Genomic DNA, 23,018 nt, shown 5'->3' with positions numbered 1-23,018 from the left:
CTTCGAGCCCCTCCTCGCGGACCCTCCGGGCCCACTCGTCGAAGCTCAGCCGAAGATGCCCTTGCGCTGCATGAGCAGGCGGTAGAGGGACTGCTGGATGGTCTCGCGCACCTGGTCGGTCAGGTTGAAGACCAGCATCGGGTCCTCGGCCGCCGCCGGACCGTAGGACGCCGTCTCGATCGGCTCTCCGAAGGCGATCAGCCACTTCGAGGGCAGCGGCACCAGCCCCAGTGGGCCGAGCAGAGGGAACGTCGGCGTGATCGGGAAGTACGGCACCCCCAGCAGGCGCGCCGCCGTCTTGGCGTTGCCGAGCATCGGGTAGATCTCCTCGGCGCCCACGATCGCGCACGGGATGATCGGCACACCGGTGCGCAGAGCCGCACTGACGAAACCGCCCCGGCCGAACCTCTGCAGCGTGTAGCGCTCGGAGAACGGCTTGCCGACGCCCTTGAAGCCCTCGGGGAAGACGCCGACCAGCTCGCCCTCGGTCAGCAGCCGCTCGGCGTCCTCGTTGCAGGCCAGCGTGGTGCCCAGCTTGCGCGACAGGGCGCCGACGAAGGGTGCGTCGAACACCAGGTCCGCTCCGAGCAGCCGCAGCCGGCGCTGGGCCGGGTGCTCGTCGTGCAGCGCCACCGTCGTCATCAGCGCGTCGACCGGGATGGTGCCGGAGTGGTTGGCCACCACGAGCGCCCCACCGGTGTCGGGCACGTTCTCCAGCCCCTGGGTGTCGACCCGGAACCACGAGCGGAACAGCGGCCGGAGCAGGGGCAGCAGGAGGTGGTCGGTGAGGTCCGGGTCGAAGCCGAACTCGTCGGTCTCGTACTCACCGGTCACACGGCGGCGGAGGAACTCCAGCGCGCCCGCCAGCTGGTCCTCCCACCCCGGGGGCGGAGTCGGCGGCACGAACGGCTCGTCGTCATCGGGGCGCAGCGGGATGACGCGCGCCTCAGGCATCGCGCACCGCCCGCAGCCCGGGCGCCGGGGGCGCCGGGCTCAGCCGCTCACCGACCGCCGCGGCCACCGAGCCGGCCCGGCCCAGCGCCGAGCGGAGGCGGGAGGACGTCGTCGCGACCAGCTGCGGTGAGACCACCGGCGGCACCGTCCGCGCGTAGTCCGCCAGCGCCTCCGCCGTGGTGTACCGCGGGACGTAGCCGAACCGGGTGCGCAGGACCGTGGTGTCGACGACGCGCCCGAAGTTGAGGAACCGCATCTGCTCGGGCGAGTAGTCGACGAAGCCGAAGCGGCGGGAGACCCTGCCGACCGAGCCCAGGGCGGGCGAGGGCAGCGGCGCCTCGATGCGGCCCAGCCGGCGGATGGCCTGCGAGAGCAGCAGGGTGCCCTTGCCGCCGACGTTGACCGTGCCCACGAAGTCTCCGGTGGTCGCACGAACGAGGACCGCCAGGGCGTCGTCCTCGTGCAGCAGCTGGACGCGGGCGTCGTAGCCCATCGCCGTGGGCACCACCGGCATGCGCAGGAAACCGGTCAGCAGCGAGTCGATCCGCGGGCCGATGAAGTTGGTGAACCGGAGCACCGCGATGTCGACGTCGGGGCGGCGGCGCCCGAAGGAGCGGACGTAGCCCTCGATGTCGACACTGTCCTTGGCGAAACCGCCGGAGGGCACCTGCCGGGCCTGCATCTGCTCGCTGAAGACGGCGGGGTCGCGCGAGGAGGCCCCGTAGACGGCGGTGGTCGACTTCAGCACGAACCGCCGGACCGACGGCGCCGCCTGGCACGCGGCCAGCAGCTGCATCGTGCCGATGACGTTCAGTTCCTTCATCGGGGCACGCCCCCCGGAGCCGGCCGGGGTCGAGCTGATGTTCATGTGCACGACTGTGTCGACCGACGCCGCCGCGATCACCTTGCCGATCAGCGGATTGCGGATGTCGGCCCGCACGAACTCGGTGCGGCCCAGCCGGCGCAGCATGGCCGGCGACGGGGGGACGGTGTCCACCCCGATCACCCGCCCGATGGCGGGGTCAGCCGCGAGCTCGGCCGCCAGCGCTCCGCCCAGCCACCGGCTCACACCGGTGACGAGGACGACCGCGGGCGGCACGAGCGTCAGCTCACTTCTTGTTGCGTCGCTGGACGCGCGTCTTCTTCAGCAGCTTGCGGTGCTTCTTCTTGGCCATCCGCTTGCGCCGCTTCTTGATGACAGAACCCACGTGGTGCTCCCGACTTCGTCATGACTGAACAGCCCGATCGTGACCGCGGGCCCGCGGCCCGGGGTCACCCGGCGTCCGAGCGTACCGGCCGCTATAACTCTGTCGCCCTCCGGGCGACACCGCGGCCAATTGCCGTTCCCCGCCGAGCCGAGCCGCTGCGTCACGCCTGCGCGGACCCCTTCGGGGCCCACTCGGCGCGACAAGATGGCGAGGTGGCACGGGCGCCGGCTCCCGTCGGGTGGAGCCGGCCCGTCGCGCCTACGCGGACCCCTGCGGGGCCCACTCGGCACGACCGAACAGAAAGATCTCAGGCGATGTCGGTGTAGGCGTCGCGCAGGTAGTCCTGCACGGCGCGCTCCGGCACGCGGAACGAGCGGCCGACGCGGACGGCGGAGAGGTCGCCGGCGTGGACGAGGCGGTACACGGTCATCTTGGAGACGCGCATCATCGCGGCGACCTCGGCGACGGTCAGGAAGGTGACGGCGGCGCGGGGGGCCGGAACGCTCGGGCGGCCCAGGGGCATGGCGGCCGGGTGGGCGGCGGGCACGGGACGGGCGACGGCGGAGGCCTGCATCGGACGGCCCATCGGACGCTGGCCGGGGATCCCCGGGCGGACGACGGTGGCGGCGTGGTGGCGCTGGGGCATGGTCATGACTTCGTCTCCGGACCTAGCTCGCGTCGTGGCGCCGGCTTCCCCACCGGCAACTGAACACGCACGTGCTGCAACAGAGCGTAAGGGGGCAGGCGTGACAGGAGCGATGGATGAATCGAACAGACGGACCGATCCGTCCTGGGCAGATGTGCACCTATGTCGACCGATCGACAAGTAGATCCGCGTGTCACGCAGACGGGTGACGAGAAAATGACGCAGCGTGCTCGATTTGCCGCGCTTCCCCCGTTAGTGTGTTCGCCCGCTCGCGCGGAGTGAGCACGAGGAGGCGACAGGCGGATCAGCGGTCACCCGCTCCCCTGTCCTGACACCGGACCCGGAGGCCTCAGGCGTTCGCCGTCCCCAGTTCCAGCGAACGCGCGTGCGCGGCGGACACGGCCGCCGCCATCGCCGCCCGCACGTCGTGCCGGTCGAGCTCGGCGACGGCCGCGACCGTCGTCCCGCCGGGGCTGCTGACGGCGGCCCGCAGCGCCTGCGGCTCCTGCCCGGAGTCACGCAGCATCACCGCCGCCCCCAGCGCCGTCTGCACGATCAGGTCGGCGGACAGCTCCCGGGACAGCCCCAGCGCCACCCCGGCGTCGACCATCGCCTCCACCAGGTAGAAGAAGTACGCCGGACCACTGCCGGAGAGCGCGGTGACGGCGTCCTGCTGCGCCTCGGGCACCCGCCGCACCCGACCCACCGCGGCGAGCAGCGCCTCGGCCTCGTCGAGGTGCACGTCGCCGGCGTGCGCGCCGGCCGAGAGGACGCTCATCCCCTCCTCCACCAGCGCCGGGGTGTTGGGCATGGCCCGCACGACCGGGACCCCCGCGGGCAGCGCCGCCTCGATCCGGGCGGTGGTCACGCCGGCCGCGACCGACACGACGAGGTGGTCACGGTCCAGGTGCTCGGCCAGCAGTCCCAGCGGGACGTCGATGTCCTGCGGCTTCACCGCGAGGAGCAGCACGCGGGACCGAGCCGCCGCGCCCGCGAGGTCGACCAGGTCCACCCCGTACCGCTGGGCGAGTTCGGCGCCCCGTTCGGCGCTTCGTTCGCAGACGACGACGTCCGCCGGACCGCCGCGCCGGACCATCCCCGCCAGCAGCGCCTCACCGATCCGGCCACCGCCGACGACGGCCACGCCGCGGCGCTCCGGGGCGCTCACCGGAGCCCGCCCGGGCAACCCAGGAGGGCGGCGACCGCGCCCGCTCCGGAGACGACGGCCACCCGCACCGTCGCACCGGCGGCCGCGAGCCGCTGCTGCTCGGGGGTTCGGACGTTCCAGGGCATGACATGCTCCCAGCTCTCGGGCGCGCGGCCGTGCCAGGCCGCACGCTCACCGGTGATGGCGACCAGTCGTGGATCGCCCGTGGCGACGGCGGGACCGCCGTCGCCGGCCATCAGGATGTCGACGCAGCGGACGAAGGCCGGCCGGGCAGCCGGCCCCGAGCCCCGCAACCGCACCCGGCTCCCGGCGAGGGCCCGGCAGCGCGCCTGCGCCCCCGGCTCGCCCGCCCGGACGACGGTCCGTGCGCCGGGGTGCCGGCCCAGCAGCGCGTCCACCGGCTCCGGGTCGCCGTCGAACGCGACGCCCAGCCCGGCCGCGGCCGCCTCTCCGGCGAGCCGCCGCGCGACGTCCGGCCGGTCCACCGGCACCGTGAGCTCGCAGTCCCCGGGCGGCCCCGAGGACCGGACGAGGGCGATCAGCGCGGCCAGCTCGGCGGCCCCGTCGTCCCCGGGTCCCGGCCGGTGCTCCAGCGCCACGGGGTGCCCCTCGGCGGCGAGCGCGGCAGCCACGCCCAGCCCGTCCTCGGCCCGCACGCCGGCGACGAGCCGGCCGGCGAGCAGCCGGCCCAGCACGGGGCGCTCCACGAGTCGCCGCACCTCGGGGCGGGTGAGCACGGACACGACCGAACCGTAGTGCGCCGGTGTGTGTGCCGGCCGGGCCCCGGGTAGCGGCGGCGACATGGCAGGAGAGCTGAGCGGGATGAGGGTGGCGGTCCTGGCGACCGACGGCGTCGAGCAGGTCGAGCTGGACCGGCCGTGGCAGGCGCTGGAGGAGGCCGGCGCGGAACCGGAGCTGGTGTCGCTCGAGGCGGGCACCATCACGGCCTACGACCACATCGACAAGGGCGACACCAAGAAGGTCGACAGCACGGTCGCCGACGCCGACCCCGACGACTACGCGGCCCTGGTCCTGCCCGGCGGGGTGATCAACGGCGACTTCGTCCGGGCCGATGCCGACGCGGTGGCCTTCGTGAAGGCGTTCTTCGAGGCCGGCAAGCCGGTGGCCGCGATCTGCCACGCCCCGTGGGTGCTCGTGGAGGCCGACGTCGTCCGCGGTCGGCGGATGACCTCGTGGCCGTCGCTGCAGACCGACCTGCGCAACGCCGGCGCGAACTGGGTGGACGAGGAGGTCGTCGTCGACGGCAACCTGATCACCAGCCGCAAGCCCGACGACCTGGAGGCCTTCGGTTCGGCCATCGTGGAGGAGTTCGCCACCGCCCAGGACGACGAGGCGGCCGACGCGACCGCGTGAGCGGGACCGGCGCGCTGCGGATCAGCGGGTGGCGAGCAGCTGCGCCGCGGGAACGATGGTGAGCAGCGTGCCGGCGAAGACGAGGAGGGCGAGCAGGCGGGGGCCGACGGGGTCGGCCCCCTGCCGCTGCCGCCACATGCCGACACCGGCGACCAGACCGGTCACGGCGAGCGGCACCAGCAGCAGCGCGACGTAGGCGGCCATCTCCCACAGCACCGTGGCGGCGAAGAAGACGCCGACGCCCACGGCCAGGGCGATGACCAGCTCGCCCACGAACCGCAGCCAGGCCAGCGGGCTGGCGTCCTCGTCCAGGTCGTCGACCTCGGCAGCGCGCACGACGGGGATCGGGCCCGTGGAGGTCAGCTCGTCGCGGTGTGCGGCCCGGTGACCGGGACGGACGGCGCGATCCGTGAGGCGGCCGGTGTCCCGGCCGACGGCACGATCGGCGACCCGACCGGTGTCCCGGCCGACGGCACGATCGGCGACCCGACCGGTGTCCCGGCCGACGGCGCGGTCGGCCACCCTGCCGGTGTCCCGGCCGACGGCGCGGTCCGTGACGCGGCCGGTGTCCCGACCGCTCACGCGCTCCGCGACGCGGTCACCGCGCAGCGCACCCAGCGGGATGTCGGGGAGCGGAGCCGACGGGTGCGGCACCCCCGGTGAGCGGGCGGGCCGCACCTCCGGGATCGCGGTGGTCGAGGGCCCGGCCACCGCGCGCCGGTCTCCGGAGGGCCGGACGGGTGGGGACCCGGTGCCGGGAGCGGCCCGGGACGCGCTGAGCTGGCGGGAGCCGGCGCGGGTGGCGCCGGACCGGACGGCACCGGTCTCCTGCTCCTCCGCGTCGCTCCGGCGGCGGCCGAAGGGCCGGTCGGCAGGTGGCTGGGCGTCGGGACGGCGCTGGCGCACGGGCTCGTCGGGCTCGTCCCACCGCCGCCGCTTGGCCGCCCGCGAGGTGTCGATGCCCGCCTCGCGCAGGATCTCCGCGAGCGGGCGCCCACCCGTGTCCGGGTTCCAGTCCGGTTCGGCCATCACGCTCCTCCCAACGAGTCCAGCCTCCGCAGGATCACACCCTCGCGCAGAGCCCAGGGGCATATCCGCACGAACGGTACGTCCAGGAGACGCATGGAGGCGGCAGCGACAGTCGCTCCCGCAGGAACCTGGTGCGCCCGATTCGCCGAGACCCCCGGCAGCTCGGCCAGCGCGCCGGACTCGATCCGCGACACGAAGCGCACCAGCTGGTCCAGTCCGGTCAGCGACAGCTCCCGCGGGGTCCGGATCCCGGCCGACGACGGCGCCGCCCCGGTGAGCCGCGCGAGGGTGCGGAAGGTCTTGCTGGTCGCCGCCACCAGGTCCGGCGGTCCGGCCGCCCGCAGCTTCTCCACCGCCGGCTCGAGCAGCGCGGTCGCGTGCTCGTCGAGTTCGGCGAGAGCGGCCAGGTCGGGGCGACCGCCCGCGAGCGCGTCGGGCAGGAAGCGGCGGGTCATCCGTCCCGCCCCCAGCGGCAGCGAGAGCGCCACGTCGGGCAGTTCGTCGATCCCGGCGGCCAGCTCCAGGGAGCCGCCGCCGATGTCGAGCACGAGCAGGCGGCCGGCGCTCCACCCGAACCAGCGGCGGACCGCGAGGAAGGTCAGCCGCGCCTCGTCCTCGCCGGTGAGCACCTGCAGCTCCACCCCGGTGGAGCGCCGGATGCGGTCGAGCACGTCCTGTCCGTTGCGCGCCTCGCGGATCGCCGAGGTGGCCAGCGCCATGAAGTCGTCGCAGCCCTGCTTCTCCGCCTGGTCGCAGGCCTCCTGCACCGACTGCAGCAGCGCCTTCTCCCCCACGCGCGACAGCACGTCGTCCGGCCCGACGTGCTCGGCCAGGCGCACCGCCCAGCGGTCGTCGTGCATCGGGGTGGGGTGCGCACCGCGGTGGGCGTCGACGACCAGGAGGTGGACCGTGTTGGAACCGACGTCGAGTACACCCAGCCGCATGGGGCCAGTCTGCCTGGCCCCGTCCAGAGGCTCGCGCCGAGCGGAGCGAGGCGGGAGGAGGTCGGGGTCCTCTCACTAGGCTGGGCGGGTGCCGGACGAACCACCCGACGAGGTACCCCTGGACTTCGCCCGGGAGTGGGTGGAGTTCGCCGACCCCGCCGATCCCGGGCACGTCGTCCGCGCCGACCTGACCTGGCTGGCCTCGGCCTGGACGTGCATCTTCGGCCGTGGCTGCGCCGGCGTCGTCGAGGGGCGGCCCGACGACGGGTGCTGCAGCCACGGCGCCTTCTTCACCGACGAGGACGATCTGGCCCGCGTCACCGCGGCCGTCGCCGACCTCGAGGACGAGGACTGGCAGCTGGCGCCCGTGGGGCGCGGGGCCTGGACCGAGGAGGACAGCGCCGAGGAACCGGAGGCATCGGGTGCGGCCGAGGAACCGGAGGCATCGGGTGCGGCCGAGGAACCGGAGGCATCCAGCGTGGCCGACGACGCCGAGGAGGGCGCCCGGTCGCTGCGCACCCGCGTGGTCGACGGCGCCTGCGTGTTCCTCAACCGGCCGGGGTTCCCGGGTGGAGGCGGGTGCGCCCTGCACCGGATGGCGCTGCGGCACGACCTGCACCCGCTGACCACCAAGCCCGACGTCTGCTGGCAGCTGCCGGTGCGCCGGGAGCAGGAGCACGTCGACCGGCCCGACGGCACCCGGGTGCTGGTGAGCACGGTGGGCGAGTTCGACCGGCGCGGTTGGGGTCCCGGTGGGCAGGACCTGCACTGGTGGTGCACGGGTGCGCCCGCCGCCCACGTGTCGCCCGAGCCCCTCGTCGACACCTACGCCGCCGAGCTGACCGCCCTGGTGGGGGCGGCCGCCTACGCGGAGCTACGCCGGCTGACCGAGCTCCGCCTCGACCAGGGGATGATCGCTCCGCACCCCGCGAGCCCGTCCCCCACCCTCCGGCCCCGCGTGACGCCCGTCCAGCTGCACCTGCGCCGCCCCTCCTGACCGGAAGGTCTGCCGGTAGGCGCGCGGGGAGACCCCCCGCCGGCGCGCGAACTGCTCGCGCAGCCCGGCGGCGGTGCCGAAGCCGACCAGCCGCGCGATCTCCTCGACCGGGGCGTCGCTCTCCTCCAACAGCGTCTCGGCCGCCGAGAGCCGCTGGCCCAGCAGCCAGGCGTGCGGCGTCGTCCCCGTCGTCGCCTTGAAGCGCCGGGCGAAGGTGCGCGGGCTCATGAGCGCCCGGCGGGCGAGGACCTCCACGCTCAGGTCCTCGGCCAGGTGGGCGCTCGCCCACTCCAGGACGACGCCGAGCAGGTCGTCCTCGCACCGGGCGACGGGCGCGTCGACGAACTGCGCCTGACCGCCGTCGCGGTGCGGCGGGACGACCATCTCGCGGGCGAGCGAGTTCGAGGCCGCCGCGCCCCACTCGCGGCGCACCAGGTGCAGCAGGGTGTCCACCCCGGCGGCCGTGCCCGCGCCGGTGAGGATCGTGCCGTTGTCCACGTAGAGCACGCCCGGGTCGACCTCGAGCCCCGGGAAGCGGGCGGCGAGCTCGCCGGCCCACCGCCAGTGCGTCGTCACCCGCAGGTCTTCGAGCAGGCCGGCGGCGGCCAGCACGAAGACGCCCGTACAGGAGCTGATCAGCGTGGCACCGCGGGCGTGCGCGGCGCGCAGCGCGTCGAGCAGCGCCGGCGGCGGGACGTGCTCGAACAGCTCCCAGGCGGTGATCAGCACGATGTCCGACCGGTCGAGTCGGTCCAGGCCGTGCTCGACGAGCACGCCCAGGCCGGTGTCGGTCCGCAGGATCCCGCGCGTCTCGGCAACCACCGCGAAGTCGAACCGCGGCAGGCCCAGGTGGCTGCGGTCGTAGCCGAACACCTCGTGGCAGACGCCCAGCCCGAAGCTGCCGATGAGCCCGTCGGCGACGACGGCGCTGACCACGAGCGGACGGTCGGGAAGCGTCATGCGGGCATGATGGCAGAAAACCTGCGGCGATGGTCACTCCTGCCACTCGTTCGGGCCGTCTCCTCCGAGCAGGCTGCCCGCATGTTGCCGATCAGCTGCCCCACCACCGGGAACCGCGTCCTGGCGTCGCTGGACGCCGTCCGGATCATCAACCACCCCGACCACATCGCGGCGCACGTCACCTGCCCCGCGTGCGGCGGCGAGCACGTGCGCCGGACCGGGCGCGCCCTGCACCGGGCCCGGCAGGACGCCGCCCTCGAGGTCGCCGTCCGACGGGCGGAGACGCCGGTCCCGGCCTAGCATCGAACACATGAGCGAATCGCAGCAGCAGTCCGACCCGACCGCCGAGAAGGACCCCTCGACCTGGGTGACCGGCGACGAGCCGGCCACCGGCGCGCAGAAGAGCTACCTCGAGACCCTGTCCCGGAGCTCCGACGAGGACGTCGAGACGGAGGACCTGACCAAGGCCGAGGCCTCGGAGAAGATCGACGAGCTGAAGAACTAGCGACCGGCCCTCCCGGCACCGCGGTCAGGCGTCGAACTTGTAGCCCAGGCCGCGGACGGTCAGCAGGTACTTCGGGTTGGCCGGGTCGGGCTCCAGCTTGGCCCGCAGCCGCTTGACGTGGACGTCGAGGGTCTTGGTGTCGCCCACGTAGTCCGCGCCCCACACCCGGTCGATCAGCTGGGCGCGGGTCAGCACCCGGCCGGTGTTGCGCAGCAGGAACTCGAGCAGGTCGAACTCCTTGAGCGGCAGGGCGACCGGCTCGCCGTCCATGGCCACAACGTGCCGCTCGACGTCCATCCGGACCGGACCGGCCTCGAGCACGGCCTCCGCCGACGCCGACTCGGTCGACTCACCCCGGCGCCGCAGCACCGCCCGGATCCGCGCCACCAGCTCGCGGGCGGAGTAGGGCTTGGTGACGTAGTCGTCGGCACCCAGCTCCAGGCCGACGACCTTGTCGATCTCGCCGTCCTTCGCGGTGAGCATGATGATCGGCACGCCGCTTCGGGCACGGAGCGCGCGGCAGACCTCGGTGCCGGGGAGGCCCGGCAGCATCAGGTCCAGCAGGACGATGTCGGCTCCGCCGCGGTCGAACTCGGCGAGCGCCTCCGGGCCGGTGGAGGCGACGACGGCGTCGAAGCCCTCCCTCCGGAGCATGTAGGACAGCGCGTCGGAGAAGGACTCCTCGTCCTCCACGACCAGCACGCGGGTCATGCGGTCCCCTTTCCGGGGTCAGCGGCGACGGCGTCGCCGGTAGCAGGTGCGTCCGATGCGGAGGCCTCGGGAGGTGCGGCGGCGAGCGGGATGCGGAGCGTGAAGGTCGAGCCCAGCCCCTCCTCGCTCCACACGGAGACCGATCCACCGTGGTTGCTCGCGACGTGCTTGACGATGGCCAGGCCCAGCCCCGTGCCCCCGGTGCTGCTGGCCCGCGACTGGTCCACCCGGTAGAACCGCTCGAACACGCGCTGCCGGTCCTGGCGGGGGATGCCGATGCCGCTGTCGGTCACGGTGATCTCGGCGAAGCCCGACCGGGCCCGGGCGGCCACGGCGATGCGCGACTCCCCCGTGCTGTACGCGACCGCGTTGGCGAGCAGGTTCGTGACCGCGGTGGCGAGCTGGCTCTCCACCCCGCGGACCACCAGTCCGGCCTGACCGCCGAGGGCGATGTCCAGCCGCTTGGCCCGCGCGGCGGTCCGGGTGCGGTCGACGGCCTCGGCCAGCACGCGGTCGACCGGCACCGGAACCAGCTCGGGCAGCGGCTCGCCGCCCTGCAGCCGGGACAGGTCGATGAGCTCGCGGACGAGGCGGGCGAGCCGGTCGGCCTCGTGCGCGATCCGGGCGGCGAACCGCTGCACGGCCTCCGGGTCGTCGGCCGCGCCCTCGATCGCCTCCGCCAGCAGCGACAGCGCACCGACCGGCGTCTTCAGCTCGTGGCCGACGTTGGCGACGAAGTCACGGCGCACCGCCTCGGTGCGACGGGTCTCGGTGACGTCCTCGAGCACGAGGGCGACCGGGCCGGGGGGCGGGGCGGCGCCACTGTCCAGCCGCACCCCGTGCACGCTCATCATCCGCGGACCTGCACCGACCAGGTTTCCGGGCAGCCGGACGTCGGTACGCCGGCCGCCGCCGGAGCGCACCGCGTGGGCCAGCTCCAGCAGCTCCGGCACCAGCAGCCGGGTGCCGCGCACGATGCCGAGCGCGCGGGCGGCCGGGTTGGCCAGCAGCACGGCGTCGTCCGCGTCGACGACGAGCACCGCCGGATCCATCAGGTCGAGCAGCCGCCGGGCCATCGAGGCCTCCGGCAGGGGGACGACCTGGGTGTCGGACCGGGGCCCGTCGAAGCTGCGACGCGAGCCGAGCACGACCGTGAGGGCCACGACCCCACCCAGGACGAGGCCCACCACGAGGGCGACCGACGGACTCACGGTGCCGATGCTAGGTCCGCCGGGAGCCCGCTCCGGACCGAACACCTGATCGGGCGCCCCGGACGAGGGAGTGTTCACGCCTGCGTGGGTCGTCGTTCACCTGGGGGCGGCCGGGTACCTCCGCAACCGGCCTAAGGTCGGGCAGGAGCGGTGCGGCGTGGTGCCGCACCACCGGGGAGGACGACGTGCGCGACAGCTACCACGAGGAACTCGACGACATCCGCGGCTGCCTGGTCGAGATGGCCAACTCCGTGGGGTCGCAGATGAGCACCGCCACGACGGCGCTGCTGGACGCCGACGTCGCCCTCGCCGACCTGGTCATCGCCGGCGACGAGCAGATCGACGCGACGCGGGAGAGCATCGACCAGCGCTGCTTCACGCTGCTCGCGCGCCAGCAGCCGGTCGCGACGGACCTGCGCACCATCGTCGTCTCCACCCGCATCGCCAGCGACCTCGAGCGCATGGGTGACCTCGCCGAGCACATCGCCAAGGTGGCCCGGATGCGCTTCCCCGACCACGCCGTCCCGCAGGAGGTGCGCCCGGCGTTCCTCGAGGCGGGGCACGTCGCGGAGATGCTGGTCGCGAAGGCCGGCACCGTGATCGCCTCGCAGAACGTCGAGAAGGCACGCGAGCTGGAGACCGACGACGACGCGATGGACCGCATCCACCGCGGGCTGTTCCGGGAGCTGCTCGCCGACAGCTGGCCCTACGGCGTCGAGACCGCCATCGACGTGACGCTGCTCGGCCGCTACTACGAGCGCTTCGCCGACCACGCGGTCAGCGTCGCCCGCCGGGTGGTCTACCTGGTCACCGGCGAGCGACACGTCCCCGAGGCCAGCACGCCCATTTGATTTGTCGTCCTCCGGACGACGACCGCGGCCATGACACCGTCGTCCTCCGGACGACACCGCGGCCAGGAGCCGTCCCCCTGCTGAGCTGAGCGCCACCGTCGCGCCTGCGCGGACCCCTCCGGGGCCCACTCGGCACGACCAAACAGTGCAGCGGGGCGGCTCCAAGCTCCTCCTCGGGGACCCTCCGGGCCCCCTCGTCGGTGCTTAGTGCTTGCCCTGGTTCTTGACGGCTTCGATGGCGGCGGCCGCCGCGTCGGGGTCGAGGTACTGCCCACCGGGGGTCACCGGGCGCAGGTCGTCGTCCAGGTCGTAGCGCAGCGGCACGCCGGTCGGGATGTTGAGGCCGACGACCTCGTCCTTGCCCAGCCCGTCCAGGTGCTTCACCAGCGCGCGCAGGCTGTTGCCGTGCGCGGCGACGAGCACCGTCTTGCCCTGGCGCAGGTCGGGCACGATCGCGTCGTACCAGTAGGGCAGCATGCGCACGACGACGTCGGCCAGGCACTCGGTGGCCGGGCGGGCCTCCGGCGGCAGGAAGGCGTAGCGCGCGTCGCCGTCCTGGGCGAACTCGCTGCCTGGCTCGATCGGCGGCGGCGGGGTGTCGTAGGAGCGGCGCCAGGTCATGAACTGCTCCTCGCCGTACTCGGCGAGGGTGGCGGCCTTGTCCTTGCCCTGCAGGGCGCCGTAGTGCCGCTCGTTGAGCCGCCAGGAGCGGTGGACCGGGATCCACTGCCGGTCGGCCTCGTGCAGGGCCAGCTCCGCGGTCATGATGGCCCGGCGCAGCAGCGAGGTGTGCGAGACGTCGGGGAGCAGCCCGTGCTCCGCGAGCAGCTGCCCACCGCGGGCGGCCTCCACGCGGCCCTTGTCCGTCAGGGGGACGTCGACCCAGCCGGTGAACAGGTTGGCCTTGTTCCACTCGCTCTCGCCGTGGCGGAGCAGCACGAGGGTTCCCGTAGAAGTCACGACCACATCCTGCCCGAACGACGTCCGGCCGCAGCGCGACCCCGGTCCACGCGAGGCCTCACCGGGTGGCCGCCGCCACCCGGTCGCGGCGCCCCGGCAGCCAGACGAGCACGACGACGACGGCGATCGCGCCGGCACCCGCCGTTCCGATGGCGGTGATGTGCATGGCGTCGACGAAGGCCTCCTGGGCGGGCTCCACCAGCCCCGCCGCCGCGGCCGCCGCCTCGGGATCGCCTGCCTCGCCCACCTGGCCGATGGCTTGGAGCGTGCTCACGATCGACTCACCGGCCTGCTCACGGACCTCCGCGGGCAGCACGTCGGTGGCGTTCCCCAGGTTGGCGGTGTAGGTCCCACCCAGCAGCGAGCCGAGGATCGCCACCCCCAGCGCTCCCCCGACCTGGCGGACGGAGTTGTTCACCGCCGCGCCCGCTCCGGCCTTCTCCCGCGGGACGACGGACATGATCGACTCCGTCGCAGGTGCCATGACCGAGCCCATGCCCAGGCCCTGCACGGACAGGATCACCAGCAGCAGCCACAGTGGCGAGTCGGCGCCCAGCAGCTGGAAGCCCAGGAACGACGACGTGATCAGCGCGAAGCCGACGGCGCAGACGGCCTTGGCGCCGTACCGCTCGGCGAGGACGGAGCTGCGCGGACCCATGATCGCCATGCCGAGGGCCACCGGGATGAGCGTCGCACCGGCCTGGAGCGGGCTGTAGCCCAGCACCCCCTGCAGGTAGAAGACGACGTAGAACGTCGCGCCCAGCAGGGCGAAGAAGTTCAGGCCGAGCGCGGCCGCAGCGGCCGAGAAGGCCGGGTTGCGGAACAGCGTCACGTCCAGGGCGGGGTGCGCCGAGCGGCGCTGCAGCTGCACGAACAGCCCCAGCAGCAGCAACCCGCCGACGAGCGGGACGAGCACGCCCGGCGTCGTCCAGCCCGCGCCCTCGCCACCGCGGATGATCCCGTAGACGATGCCGCCGAGCGCCACGATGGACAGCAGGACCCCGGGCACGTCGAGCCGGCCGGGATGGGGATCCTTGGACTCCGGGACGATGGCCAGCACGCCGACGATGCCGAGCACCGCCACGGGCACGCCGACGAGGAAGACCGCCCCCCACCAGAAGTGCTCGAGCACCGCGCCGCCCGCGAGCGGGCCGCCCGCGACCGCGATGCCGGCGGTACCTGCCCACACACCGATGGCCCGGCCGCGCTCGGGACCCGGGAAGACGTTGGTGATCACCGCGAGGGTGGTGGGCTGCACGGCCGCACCGCCGACGCCCATGACCGCCCGCCAGGCGATGAGCTCGGCCGGGCTGTCGCTCAAGGCGGCCATGACCGAGGCGACCGCGAAGATCGACAGGCCGATGACCAGCACCCGGCGGCGCCCGATGCGGTCGCCGATGACGCCCCAGGAGAACAGCAGGCCGGCGAAGACGAGGATGTAGGCGTCCACCGCCCACTGCAGCTCGGCCTGGCTGGCGCCGAGATCGCGCTGCAGGGTCGGGAGGGCGACGTTGAGGATCGTGTTGCCCATGATCACCACGAGCAGGCACACCGTCATGGTGGCGAGCACCCACCAGCGGCGGGCGTAGCCGGGAGGCGCCTCCTCGGCCGCGGTGCGGTCCGTCGTCACTCCCCGCGGGTGGGGCCGATGCTGCCGTCGGCGTCCCGTCGGGCGGGGTCGGCGAAGGCCGCGAAGGCCTCCAGGTTGCGCAGCGACTCCCCGCGCTTCACCCGCCAGTCCCACTCGCGGCGGATGGACGTGCCGAAACCGATCTCCAGCATGGTGTTGAAGTGGTCGTCGGCGTAGGTGAGGACCGAGCCGAGGATGCGGTCGAGCTCCTCGGGGGTCACCGCCGCGTGCGGCAGCCGGCCGGTCAGGTAGACGTCACCGACGTTGTCGATCGAGTACGAGACGCCGTACATCCGGGCGTTGTGCTGCAGCAGGAAGGTCCACAGCTGCTCGCGGTTCTCGTCGGGCTGGCGGCAGACGAAGGCCTCGATCCGCAGCGCGTGCTCGCCGACGCTGAGCCCGCAGACCGTCTTGAGCTTCTTGGTGCCGGGCAGGTCGACGAGCCAGACCCCCGGCCCCGGGTGCTCGTGCACCAGGTCGGCGTCGCGCAGCGTCTGGTCGATGACCGCGTCGAGCTGCTCTGTGCTCCGGCCCCCAGGCGCACTCATCGCGCCACCTGGATCCCGGGCAGCACGCGCAGCGGTCCGAGCAGGCGCTCCCGCGCGGGGCGGACGGGTGCGGCGGCCATGTCGCTCGCCGCCGCGGTGTAGGCCTCGATCAGCGCGTCGGCCGTGCGGTCCCAGGAGAACCGCCCGGCGTGCCGCCGCGCGCCGGCGGCGAGCAGCTCGTGGCGGGCCAGCACCGCACGCACCGCGACCGCGTAGTCGCCCGCGTCGTGACCGGCGACCAGCACACCGGACACGCCGTCGCGCACCGCCGTCGGCAGGCCACCGACGGCCGCGGCGACGACCGGCGTGCCACAGGCCTGGGACTCCAGGGCGACGAGGCCGAAGGACTCGTTGTGGCTCGGCACGACCGTGACGTCGGCGGCGCGGTAGTGGTCGGCCAGCCGCTCCGGCGGCTGCGGCGGGAAGAAGGTGACGACGTCGGCGATGCCCAGCGCCCCGGCCAGCTTCTGGAGCTGCTCGGGAGCGTCCAGGCCGGAGCCGCTGGGGGCGCCGACGACGTGGACACGCAGCCGGCTGCGCAGCCCGGGGTCGTCCTGGAGCAGGGCGGCCGCGGCGTGCAGGAGGACGTCGGGCGCCTTGAGCGGCTGGATGCGGCCGACGAACAGCAGCACGATGGCGTCCTGCGGCATGCCGACCGCGCGACGGGCGGCGGCGCGGTCGCCCGGGGCGAACCGGTCGAGGTCGACGCCGGGCGGGACGACGAGGGTGCGGGCCGGGTCGGCGCCGTAGAGGCGCACGAGCTGGCGGGCCTCCTCGTCGGTGTTGGCGATCAGCCGGTCGGCCTCGGCGACGACCTGCTGCTCGCCGATGACGCGGGCGCGCGGCTCGGGGCGGTCACCGGCGGCCAGCGCCTCGTTCTTGACCTTGGCCAGCGTGTGCGCGGTGTGGATCAGCGGCACGCTCCACCGGTCGCGGGCCAGCCAGCCGACCTGCCCGGACAGCCAGTAGTGCGAGTGGACGACGTCGTAGTAGCCCGGCTCGTGCTGTGCCTCCTCGCGCAGCACGGCGGCGGTGAAGGCGCACAGCTGCGCGGGTAGCTCCTCCTTGCCCAGGCCCTCGAACGGTCCGGCGTTGACGTGCCGGACGGTCACGCCCGGGCTCATCTCCACCACGGGCGGCAGGTCGCTGGAGGTGGCGCGGGTGAAGATGTCGACCTCGATGCCACGGGCGGCCAGCCGCCGCGAGGCCTCGACGATGTAGACGTTCATGCCACCGGCGTCGCCGGCTCCGGGCTGGTCGAGCGGGCTGGTGTGCACCGAGAGCGTGGCCACGCGCCGGGGCGCGCCGGGACGGAACGGGCGGGAAGCGGGCACGTGCGTTCCTCCCGCTCTGCAGTTCCTGTGGTCCGGACAGTTGCTGAGGGCAACGCCGGCGACCCCGTCGTCCTTCCATCCTGCAACAGGGTCAGGATGAGCACATGTCAGGTGTCCCACCTCTCACCCGCTCCGGTGGCTCCGAGGGGCCCGGTGCGGGCCGCACCGCCGTCGTCACGGGAGCGTCCAGCGGCATCGGCGCGGCCACCGCCACGCGGCTGGCGGCCGACGGTTTCGACGTCGTCGTCGGCGCCCGGCGGGTCGACCGGCTGGAGGAGCTGGCGGCGGCGATCGGGGCCCGGGCCCTGCCGCTGGACGTCACCGACCAGGCCTCGGTGGATGCCTTCGCAGCGGCGCTGGAGCGGGTGGACGTGCTGGTCAACAACGCGGGCGGGGCGTTCGACGCGAACGCCGTCGCCGACGCCGACCTCGACTCCTGGGCCCGCACCTACGAGGTGAACGTGCTCGGTACGGTGCGGGTGACCAAGGCGCTGCTGCCGGCACTGCGGGCATCCGGCGCGGGCGACGTGCTCGTCGTCAGCTCGACCGCCGGACTCGTCACGTACGAGGGCGGGAGTTCCTACACGGCGGCCAAGCACGGCGTGCACGCCATGGTCGGGGCGCTGCGGCTGGAGCTGGTGGCCGAGCCCGTGCGGGTCATCGAGATCGCGCCCGGCATGGTGCACACCGAGGAGTTCTCGCTCAACCGGTTGGAGTCCCAGGAAAAGGCCGACGCTGTCTACCGGGGCGTGCGCGAGCCGCTGGTCGCCGACGACGTCGCCGACTGCATCGCCTGGGCGCTCACCCGCCCGCACCACGTCAACGTGGACCTCATGGTGGTCCGCCCCCGCGCCCAGGCCGCCCAGCACAAGGTCTTCCGCGGGCAGGACTGAGCCCTCCGGTGCTGCGCTGGAGGGGATGGTCGGTCGTGGCGGCCTGCTGGGCGGCTCTCTTCGCGGTGGTGCACTTCTACTGGGGCCTCGGCGGCTCTCTCGGCCTGGCCACCTCGGCCGGCGAAGAACTCGCCGACGAGCGTCCGGCGTGGTTCGTGGCGGGCGGGCTCTGGGGCGTAGGAGTGCTCCTACTGGCCGGCACGGGCCTCGCCGTCGCACTGGCCCGCGAGCGGTCCACGGGGCGGCGACGGCGGCGGCTCCTGCTCCTGGGCGGCGCAGGCGTCGGCGTGCTCCTTCTCGCGCGCGCGATCGGTGTCCACGTCCTGCTGCTGAGCGGAGCGCTCGACGGGAACGCCGCGATAGGGCCCGACCAGCGGTACTGGGCACTGGTTCTCTGGAACCCGTGGTTCGCGGTGGGTGGCCTCGCCTTCGCCCTCTCCGCCGCGGCGCTGTGGCGACGGGGCCGCGCAGCCAGGCCCGACTAGGGGCGGACGGCGGTCGGTTCGCGGTCGAGGTGGACGCCGAAGCGCTCCTGCACGGTGGCGACGATGCGGTCGGCGAAGGCGAGCAGCTCGGCCGCCGTCGCGCCGTCCTCGGTGGTGAGCGCCAGGCTGTGCCGGGACGACGTTCCCACGTGGCCGTCGCGCGTGCTGCGGCCGAAGCCGGCGTGCTGCACCAGCCAGGCGGCGCTGAGCTTGACGTGCCCGTCCCCGGCCGGCCAGCTCGGACAGCCCTCGACGGCGCGCGCGGCCGGGACGATCGGGTTGGTGAAGAAGGAGCCGGCGCTGCGGGAGTCCGGGTCGGCCGGGTCCCAGACCATCCCCTTGCCGCGCCGCAGCTGCAGCACCGCATCGCGGACGTCGGCGAGCGGGGCGGGCTGCCCGATCTCCACGCCGAGCGTCCGGGCCAGCTCGGCGTAGCCGACCGGCCGGGACAGCGGCCCCGGGTGCAGCTCGAAGGCGACCTCGAGGACGACGAAGCGGCCGGGCTCCCGCTTGAGTCGGCTGTCCCGGTAGGCGAACCCGCACTCGGCCGGGGTCAGGTCGCTCTCCACCTTCTCGGCGCGGTCGTACACGCGGACCGCGGCGATCGTCTGGGCCACTTCCTGCCCGTAGGCGCCCACGTTCTGCACGGGGGTGGCACCGGTCGAGCCGGGGATCCCCGACAGCGCCTCCATGCCGGCCAGCTCCTCGGCGACGGTGCGGGCGACCAGCCCGTCCCAGTCCTCCCCCGCCTGCACGGTGAGCCGGTTCCCGTCCCGGCGGATGCCGCGGGTGCGGACGGCGACGACGTCGCCGGGCCAGCCCTCGTCCGGGGCGATCACGTTGGAGCCGCCCCCGAGCAGCAGCAGCGGACGGCCGGCCTCGTCGGCGTCGCGGACGGCGGCGACCAGCTCCTCGGCGGTCTCCACCTCCAGCAACCGCTCGGCCGGCCCGCCCACGGCGAGGGTGGTGAGGCCCGCCAGCGGGACGTCGGATCGCGGCTGCACGGCTCGACGGTAGCCGGGACTAGGCTCTCGCCCGGTGAGCGAGGCGGGCAACGACCACAAGAAGCGGGCCTCGCTGTCCCCTCAGCCGCAGCGCAGGGCCCCCCGGCTGGCCGCCGGCCGGGCCCGCGCGCTGGGTCTCCCCACCCGTGGGACCACCAACGCCAACCGGCTGCGGCGGGTCGACCGGTGGATCCTCGCCACGCAGGTGCCCCGGTTGCGCGACTCCGCCCGGCCCCTGGTCGTGGACCTGGGCTACGGCGCCTCCGCCGTCACGACGCTGGAGTTCGTGGAGCGGCTCGGGCCCGAGGTGCAGGGGCTGGAGGTCGTGGGCCTGGAGATCGATCCCGAGCGCGTCGCGGCGGTCGCCGACGACCGGAACCCGCCGCGGGTGGACTTCCGCGTGGGCGGGTTCGAGCTGGCCGGCCTGCAGCCGGTGCTGGTGCGCGCCTTCAACGTGCTGCGCCAGTACGACGAGGAGTCCGCCGCGCGGGCCTGGGACACCATGCGCGCCGGGCTGGCGCCGGGCGGAGTGGTCGTCGAGGGCACCTGCGACGAGTGGGGACGGCGCTCGGCGTGGGTGGCGCTGGACGCCGACGGGCCGCTCACCCTGACGCTGGCGGCGCGGGTCTCCGACATCGACACCCCCTCCGACCTGGCCGAGCGGCTGCCCAAGGCGCTCATCCACCACAACGTCCCCGGCCAGCCGGTGCACGAGTTCTTCCGCGCGTTCGACACGGCGTGGGCGAGCGCGGCGGGGCTGTCGACCTTCGGGCCGCGGCAGCGCTGGGTCGCCGCCGTGGAGTCGCTGGCGGAGCAGGGCTGGCCGCTGGTCGGCTCCTCCCGGCGGTGGCGGCACGGCGAGATCACCGTCCGCTGGTCGGCGGTCGCGCCGGTCTGACCACAGGCGGACGCCGACGGGCGTCCCCGGTCAGCCGGTAGGAGCGCTCCACAGCCACGCGTCGCCGACCAGTTCGCCGTCGTACCCACCGGACCACCGCTGTCCGCCGTGGATGACGAGGTCCCGTCCCAAGGCGGTGCTCGAGCCGCCCGACACGTCCTCCCGGCCGGGCGGCGGGCGCAGCGTCAGGAAGTCCCCCGTGGCGCTGTGGAAGACGACGGGGGTCGCGTACGTCGGTCCGCCGAGCGCACCTTCGAGGCCGTAGGTGGCCCGGTCACGATCCAGCACGCCGTCGACGTCGTCGTCTTCACGGGTGCTCTCGCGTACCTCCGTCCACGTCCACGTGCTGGGGTCGAGGAGCCAGTTCGGCCCACCCCGCGTGCTGCCGGCGAGCAGTGGCCCCTGGTCGGTGGGGAACAGCTCGTACCCCGGACCGGGCGCATCCGGGAGTGCCACCCACCGTCCGGCGGCGACGTCGAAGCGGGCGGCCGTCTTGGCTGGTTGCTCCTCGGTACCCGGGGCTGTGATCGGGGAGCCGGCGACGACCAGCTGGTCCTCGACCTGCACGAGGAAGCGGTCGTAGACGGGTGGCAACGGGTCGTCGGGCAGCTCGGTCCAGGTGGACCTCGCCGGGTCGAACACGACGTCGATGAACTGGTCGGGGGCGCTGCCGCCGGAGATCACGAGCGTCGAGCCGACAGGCGTGACCCGGCCGCCGTACTCGAGTCCGGGCACCGCGCCGTGGTCGGCCCACCGGTCGTCGGCCGGTCGGTAGGACAGCAGCCGTGGTGGTGCGCCGCAGGCCGGGCCGTCGGCGCACCTGGTGACCAGGTAGGCGGTCCCCTCGAGACCGGCGGTCGTCCCGCCGTGACCGCGCACCCCGAACGGCGCGGGCGCAATGCGGCGCCAGGAGTCGCTGGACGCGTCGTAGAGCGCGCCGTCGGGGAACAGCGGCTCCGACGGCGTGGCGCAGCCCGCGCCGGGCGGGCAGTAGAACTCCCAGCCACCGACGACGAGCACGCGGTCGCCGAGACCGACGAGCACCGCCTCGTCGCGAGGGCTCAGGGGTGGGTCCGGCAGCCGCCGCCACTCCGCGCTCCCGCCCTCGGGTGCCGGCGCCGGGTCGGCGTCGGCGTCGCCCGAACAGCCGGCCGTGCCCGCCACGAGGAGGGCGCCGACGAGCACCGCGCGAAGGATCTTGGTCTCCATGCCACTCAGACAGGTGGCGGGACGATTCGACTCCGGCACGGGGTCAGTCCTCCAGGGTCTCGAAGGGCACGATGCGCGCCGGCTGCTGGGCCGCCGCGCGCAGGCTGTCCAGCGTGGGCGTCTGCGTCAGCCACTGCTCGGCCCAGTAGGGCTCGACGGCCGGCAGCGTCAGCCGGCCGTCGGACTCGACCTCGGCCAGCACCGAGCCGTCGAAGGCGACGCTCCAGATGCCCGGCTCGTAGTCGTAGACCGCCGACCCCGACTGCAGGAAGAAGACCAGATCTCCAAGGGCCGGCAGGCCGGCGGCCAGGACGTCGAAGGACCGGCCAGCGCCGAAACCGACGACGATCGTGTCCTCCCGGACCTGACCGCCCAGGACCTCCGTGACGGCCACCTCGGCGTGCGCGGTCCGCCACATGGCGCGGGAGTCGTCGAACGGCACCTCGGTGGTGGAGTGCTCGTCGTCGTCGTAGTGGAAGGCGCGGCCCGGGCTGACGCTCGTGACATGGCCGACGACGACCGCATCGGTCAGCGTCGTCCGGGTCCCGTTGCGCACCAGGTACGTCGTGTTGGGCAGGAACTCGGTCAGGGATTCGGGACCGATCGCGTACGACGCGGCCGAGCTCCCGCTCCCGTTCGCGAGGCTCTCCCGGTAGGCCGCCGCGGCGGCCTCAACGTCCACCTCGGTCTCCACGTCCACCCCGGCCGCCGCATCGACACCCCGGTCCTGCTCGCGGACTCCGTCGAGGACGGAGACCCCGACCACCGCCACGGCGATCGCGAGGACACAGCCCACGACACCGGTCAGCCGGCGGCGGCGGCTGCGCCGGCCCGCAACCCGGTGGACCAGGTCGGTCGGCGGCAGGCCGGCCAGCTCGGCGTCGCGGCGCAGCGCCTCGCGCAGTTCGTCGGTGTTCATGACGCGTCCTCTCGGTGCATCAGCAGGTCGGCGGGGGGAGACAGCTCGACGCGCAGGCGGGCCAGTCCGCGGGAGGCCTGGCTCTTGACCGATCCGACCGAGCAGCCCAGCGCCGCGGCGGTGTCGGCCTCGGACAGGTCCTCGTAGAACCGGAGCACGATCACCGCCCGCATCCTCGGCGGCAGCGCGTCCAGCGCGGCCACCGCCCGGCCCGTGGGCACCGGCTCGCCGCCTGCTCCTCCGTGCTCGGGCAGCTGGTCGGTGAGCACCTCGCCCACCCGGTGACGACGGCGCCAGCTCGCATACGTGGTGACCAGCACTCGGCGCACGTAGGGATAGGCGGCCCGGTGGTCGGCCAGTTTCGACCACCGCCGCGACGTCTTGAGCAACGCCGTCTGCAGCAGGTCCTCCGCCAGCCCCCGGTCACCGGTCAGCAGGAAGGCCACCCGCAGCAGCGCCGGCGACCACTGCCCGACGAAGTCGGCGAACCCGGCCTCGCTGTCCATGGTCACGGCACCCTCCGGTCGAGCGCCCCGTCTCGGGCGCTGCTACCTGTACACACGCCTCGCCGCACCGCTGG

At 74.1% G+C, this 23,018-nt stretch carries 26 protein-coding genes and 1 pseudogene; 8 read left to right on the top strand and 19 right to left on the bottom strand.

Annotated features, from left to right (window positions below; translation table 11 throughout):
• Positions 1-45: 45 nt before the first annotated feature.
• The 6 genes from RM425_RS02940 to RM425_RS02915 form a co-directional block, all read right to left on the bottom strand.
• Positions 46-954, bottom strand: coding sequence for a lysophospholipid acyltransferase family protein (locus RM425_RS02940; RefSeq protein ID WP_311343686.1), 909 nt, complete (start codon positions 952-954; stop codon positions 46-48).
• Entirely contained in the window at positions 947-2,053 is a 1,107-nt protein-coding gene (locus RM425_RS02935; protein ID WP_311343685.1) for an NAD-dependent epimerase/dehydratase family protein, read from the bottom strand. Before RM425_RS02935 ends, RM425_RS02940 begins: the two co-directional genes overlap by 8 nt.
• 10 nt (positions 2,054-2,063) lie before the next feature.
• Positions 2,064-2,162 carry a 30S ribosomal protein bS22 gene (locus RM425_RS02930; RefSeq protein ID WP_012854759.1) on the bottom strand — a complete coding sequence of 33 codons (99 nt, stop codon included), beginning with the start codon at positions 2,160-2,162 and terminating at the stop codon, positions 2,064-2,066.
• Positions 2,163-2,469: 307 nt separating this feature from the next.
• A complete protein-coding gene (locus RM425_RS21780) occupies positions 2,470-2,814 on the bottom strand; it encodes a helix-turn-helix domain-containing protein (protein ID WP_311343684.1) in 345 nt (114 codons plus the stop codon).
• Between the two features lie 343 nt (positions 2,815-3,157).
• Positions 3,158-3,976, bottom strand: coding sequence for a pyrroline-5-carboxylate reductase (proC, locus tag RM425_RS02920; protein ID WP_311343683.1), 819 nt, complete (start codon positions 3,974-3,976; stop codon positions 3,158-3,160).
• Entirely contained in the window at positions 3,973-4,719 is a 747-nt protein-coding gene (locus RM425_RS02915; RefSeq protein WP_311343682.1) for a hypothetical protein, read from the bottom strand. Before RM425_RS02915 ends, proC begins: the two co-directional genes overlap by 4 nt.
• A gap of 79 nt (positions 4,720-4,798) precedes the next feature.
• Here RM425_RS02915 and RM425_RS02910 point away from each other — a divergent pair, with 79 nt between their 5' ends.
• Complete coding sequence (locus tag RM425_RS02910; RefSeq protein ID WP_311343681.1) at positions 4,799-5,350, top strand: type 1 glutamine amidotransferase domain-containing protein; 552 nt, start codon at positions 4,799-4,801, stop codon at positions 5,348-5,350.
• 21 nt (positions 5,351-5,371) lie between these two features.
• Here RM425_RS02910 and RM425_RS02905 read toward each other — a convergent pair whose 3' ends face one another.
• Together RM425_RS02905 and RM425_RS02900 are read right to left on the bottom strand one after the other, a co-directional pair.
• Entirely contained in the window at positions 5,372-6,379 is a 1,008-nt protein-coding gene (locus RM425_RS02905) for a hypothetical protein (protein ID WP_311343680.1), read from the bottom strand.
• The gene (locus RM425_RS02900) at positions 6,379-7,323 is read right to left on the bottom strand and encodes a Ppx/GppA phosphatase family protein (protein WP_311343679.1); all 945 of its coding nucleotides are present in this window, start codon (positions 7,321-7,323) and stop codon (positions 6,379-6,381) included. Before RM425_RS02900 ends, RM425_RS02905 begins: the two co-directional genes overlap by 1 nt.
• An 88-nt stretch (positions 7,324-7,411) precedes the next feature.
• Between RM425_RS02900 and RM425_RS02895 the strand changes: the two genes are divergently transcribed.
• A complete protein-coding gene (locus RM425_RS02895; RefSeq protein WP_311343678.1) occupies positions 7,412-8,320 on the top strand; it encodes a hypothetical protein in 909 nt (302 codons plus the stop codon).
• A gap of 21 nt (positions 8,321-8,341) precedes the next feature.
• Here the strand turns inward: RM425_RS02895 and RM425_RS21590 are convergent.
• Positions 8,342-8,704 (bottom strand): annotated as a pseudogene (locus RM425_RS21590) (helix-turn-helix domain-containing protein); the annotation flags it as partial.
• Positions 8,705-9,361: 657 nt separating this feature from the next.
• Here RM425_RS21590 and RM425_RS02885 point away from each other — a divergent pair.
• Both RM425_RS02885 and RM425_RS02880 read left to right on the top strand, forming a co-directional pair.
• The gene (locus RM425_RS02885; RefSeq protein ID WP_311343677.1) at positions 9,362-9,580 is read left to right on the top strand and encodes a hypothetical protein; all 219 of its coding nucleotides are present in this window, start codon (positions 9,362-9,364) and stop codon (positions 9,578-9,580) included.
• 10 nt (positions 9,581-9,590) lie between these two features.
• Positions 9,591-9,785 carry a DUF3072 domain-containing protein gene (locus RM425_RS02880; RefSeq protein WP_311343676.1) on the top strand — a complete coding sequence of 65 codons (195 nt, stop codon included), beginning with the start codon at positions 9,591-9,593 and terminating at the stop codon, positions 9,783-9,785.
• 24 nt (positions 9,786-9,809) lie between these two features.
• Here the strand turns inward: RM425_RS02880 and RM425_RS02875 are convergent, their stop codons facing one another.
• Positions 9,810-10,496, bottom strand: a complete 687-nt coding sequence (locus RM425_RS02875; protein ID WP_311343675.1) for a response regulator transcription factor — start codon at positions 10,494-10,496, stop codon at positions 9,810-9,812.
• The gene (locus RM425_RS02870; protein WP_311343674.1) at positions 10,493-11,707 is read right to left on the bottom strand and encodes a sensor histidine kinase; all 1,215 of its coding nucleotides are present in this window, start codon (positions 11,705-11,707) and stop codon (positions 10,493-10,495) included. Before RM425_RS02870 ends, RM425_RS02875 begins: the two co-directional genes overlap by 4 nt.
• Before the next feature lie 185 nt (positions 11,708-11,892).
• Here RM425_RS02870 and phoU point away from each other — a divergent pair, with 185 nt between their 5' ends.
• Positions 11,893-12,558, top strand: a complete 666-nt coding sequence (gene phoU, locus RM425_RS02865) for a phosphate signaling complex protein PhoU (protein ID WP_311343673.1) — start codon at positions 11,893-11,895, stop codon at positions 12,556-12,558.
• Between the two features lie 204 nt (positions 12,559-12,762).
• On the opposite strand, the gene RM425_RS02860 is transcribed toward phoU, so the two are convergent.
• From RM425_RS02860 to mshA, 4 genes are read right to left on the bottom strand one after another with little or no spacing between them, the layout of a single operon-like run.
• Entirely contained in the window at positions 12,763-13,518 is a 756-nt protein-coding gene (locus RM425_RS02860; protein WP_311343672.1) for a phosphoglyceromutase, read from the bottom strand.
• Between the two features lie 58 nt (positions 13,519-13,576).
• Positions 13,577-15,148 carry an MFS transporter gene (locus tag RM425_RS02855; RefSeq protein ID WP_311343671.1) on the bottom strand — a complete coding sequence of 524 codons (1,572 nt, stop codon included), beginning with the start codon at positions 15,146-15,148 and terminating at the stop codon, positions 13,577-13,579.
• A complete protein-coding gene (locus RM425_RS02850; RefSeq protein WP_311343670.1) occupies positions 15,145-15,696 on the bottom strand; it encodes a YbjN domain-containing protein in 552 nt (183 codons plus the stop codon). Before RM425_RS02850 ends, RM425_RS02855 begins: the two co-directional genes overlap by 4 nt.
• Positions 15,693-17,030 carry a D-inositol-3-phosphate glycosyltransferase gene (mshA, locus tag RM425_RS02845; RefSeq protein ID WP_311343669.1) on the bottom strand — a complete coding sequence of 446 codons (1,338 nt, stop codon included), beginning with the start codon at positions 17,028-17,030 and terminating at the stop codon, positions 15,693-15,695. Before mshA ends, RM425_RS02850 begins: the two co-directional genes overlap by 4 nt.
• A gap of 104 nt (positions 17,031-17,134) precedes the next feature.
• On the opposite strand from mshA, the gene RM425_RS02840 reads away from it, so the two are divergent.
• Both RM425_RS02840 and RM425_RS02835 read left to right on the top strand, forming a co-directional pair.
• Positions 17,135-17,923, top strand: coding sequence for an SDR family oxidoreductase (locus RM425_RS02840; protein WP_311343668.1), 789 nt, complete (start codon positions 17,135-17,137; stop codon positions 17,921-17,923).
• An 8-nt stretch (positions 17,924-17,931) separates the two neighbouring features.
• Positions 17,932-18,408: a DUF3995 domain-containing protein gene (locus RM425_RS02835; protein WP_311343667.1), complete on the top strand. Its 477-nt coding sequence runs from the start codon at positions 17,932-17,934 to the stop codon at positions 18,406-18,408.
• Here RM425_RS02835 and RM425_RS02830 read toward each other — a convergent pair.
• Complete coding sequence (locus RM425_RS02830; protein ID WP_311343666.1) at positions 18,405-19,412, bottom strand: UDP-N-acetylmuramate dehydrogenase; 1,008 nt, start codon at positions 19,410-19,412, stop codon at positions 18,405-18,407. The two genes, RM425_RS02835 and RM425_RS02830, sit on opposite strands and share 4 nt — an antisense overlap.
• A gap of 34 nt (positions 19,413-19,446) precedes the next feature.
• Between RM425_RS02830 and RM425_RS02825 the strand changes: the two genes are divergently transcribed.
• The gene (locus RM425_RS02825) at positions 19,447-20,310 is read left to right on the top strand and encodes a class I SAM-dependent methyltransferase (protein WP_311343665.1); all 864 of its coding nucleotides are present in this window, start codon (positions 19,447-19,449) and stop codon (positions 20,308-20,310) included.
• A 30-nt stretch (positions 20,311-20,340) separates the two neighbouring features.
• On the opposite strand, the gene RM425_RS02820 is transcribed toward RM425_RS02825, so the two are convergent.
• The 3 genes from RM425_RS02820 to RM425_RS02810 are packed head-to-tail and all read right to left on the bottom strand — an operon-like array spanning position 20,341 to position 22,944.
• Positions 20,341-21,519 (bottom strand): Kelch repeat-containing protein, encoded by a 1,179-nt coding sequence (locus RM425_RS02820; protein ID WP_311343664.1) that lies wholly within the window; start codon positions 21,517-21,519, stop codon positions 20,341-20,343.
• 43 nt (positions 21,520-21,562) lie between these two features.
• Positions 21,563-22,438: a hypothetical protein gene (locus tag RM425_RS02815; RefSeq protein WP_311343663.1), complete on the bottom strand. Its 876-nt coding sequence runs from the start codon at positions 22,436-22,438 to the stop codon at positions 21,563-21,565.
• The gene (locus RM425_RS02810) at positions 22,435-22,944 is read right to left on the bottom strand and encodes a SigE family RNA polymerase sigma factor (RefSeq protein WP_311344022.1); all 510 of its coding nucleotides are present in this window, start codon (positions 22,942-22,944) and stop codon (positions 22,435-22,437) included. Before RM425_RS02810 ends, RM425_RS02815 begins: the two co-directional genes overlap by 4 nt.
• Positions 22,945-23,018: the final 74 nt, after the last annotated feature.

The organism is Blastococcus goldschmidtiae, from assembly GCF_031845325.1.
GTDB lineage: Bacteria > Actinomycetota > Actinomycetes > Mycobacteriales > Geodermatophilaceae > Blastococcus > Blastococcus goldschmidtiae.
Note: the sequence above shows the minus strand (reverse complement) of the source record. Positions and strands in the feature narration are given on the sequence as shown.

What these genes read in the sequence shown, in the direction of transcription:
- RM425_RS02910 (WP_311343681.1), top strand. Translation starts at nt 4,799, where the DNA reads ATGAGGGTGGCGGTCCTGGCGACCGACGGCGTCGAGCAGGTCGAGCTG.
- RM425_RS02810 (WP_311344022.1), bottom strand. Translation starts at nt 22,944, where the DNA reads ATGGACAGCGAGGCCGGGTTCGCCGACTTCGTCGGGCAGTGGTCGCCG.
- RM425_RS02880 (WP_311343676.1), top strand. Translation starts at nt 9,591, where the DNA reads ATGAGCGAATCGCAGCAGCAGTCCGACCCGACCGCCGAGAAGGACCCC.
- RM425_RS02820 (WP_311343664.1), bottom strand. Translation starts at nt 21,519, where the DNA reads ATGGAGACCAAGATCCTTCGCGCGGTGCTCGTCGGCGCCCTCCTCGTG.
- RM425_RS02840 (WP_311343668.1), top strand. Translation starts at nt 17,135, where the DNA reads ATGTCAGGTGTCCCACCTCTCACCCGCTCCGGTGGCTCCGAGGGGCCC.
- RM425_RS02940 (WP_311343686.1), bottom strand. Translation starts at nt 954, where the DNA reads ATGCCTGAGGCGCGCGTCATCCCGCTGCGCCCCGATGACGACGAGCCG.
- RM425_RS02850 (WP_311343670.1), bottom strand. Translation starts at nt 15,696, where the DNA reads ATGAGTGCGCCTGGGGGCCGGAGCACAGAGCAGCTCGACGCGGTCATC.
- RM425_RS02875 (WP_311343675.1), bottom strand. Translation starts at nt 10,496, where the DNA reads ATGACCCGCGTGCTGGTCGTGGAGGACGAGGAGTCCTTCTCCGACGCG.
- RM425_RS02815 (WP_311343663.1), bottom strand. Translation starts at nt 22,438, where the DNA reads ATGAACACCGACGAACTGCGCGAGGCGCTGCGCCGCGACGCCGAGCTG.
- RM425_RS02905 (WP_311343680.1), bottom strand. Translation starts at nt 6,379, where the DNA reads ATGGCCGAACCGGACTGGAACCCGGACACGGGTGGGCGCCCGCTCGCG.
- RM425_RS21780 (WP_311343684.1), bottom strand. Translation starts at nt 2,814, where the DNA reads ATGACCATGCCCCAGCGCCACCACGCCGCCACCGTCGTCCGCCCGGGG.
- RM425_RS02885 (WP_311343677.1), top strand. Translation starts at nt 9,362, where the DNA reads ATGTTGCCGATCAGCTGCCCCACCACCGGGAACCGCGTCCTGGCGTCG.
- RM425_RS02900 (WP_311343679.1), bottom strand. Translation starts at nt 7,323, where the DNA reads ATGCGGCTGGGTGTACTCGACGTCGGTTCCAACACGGTCCACCTCCTG.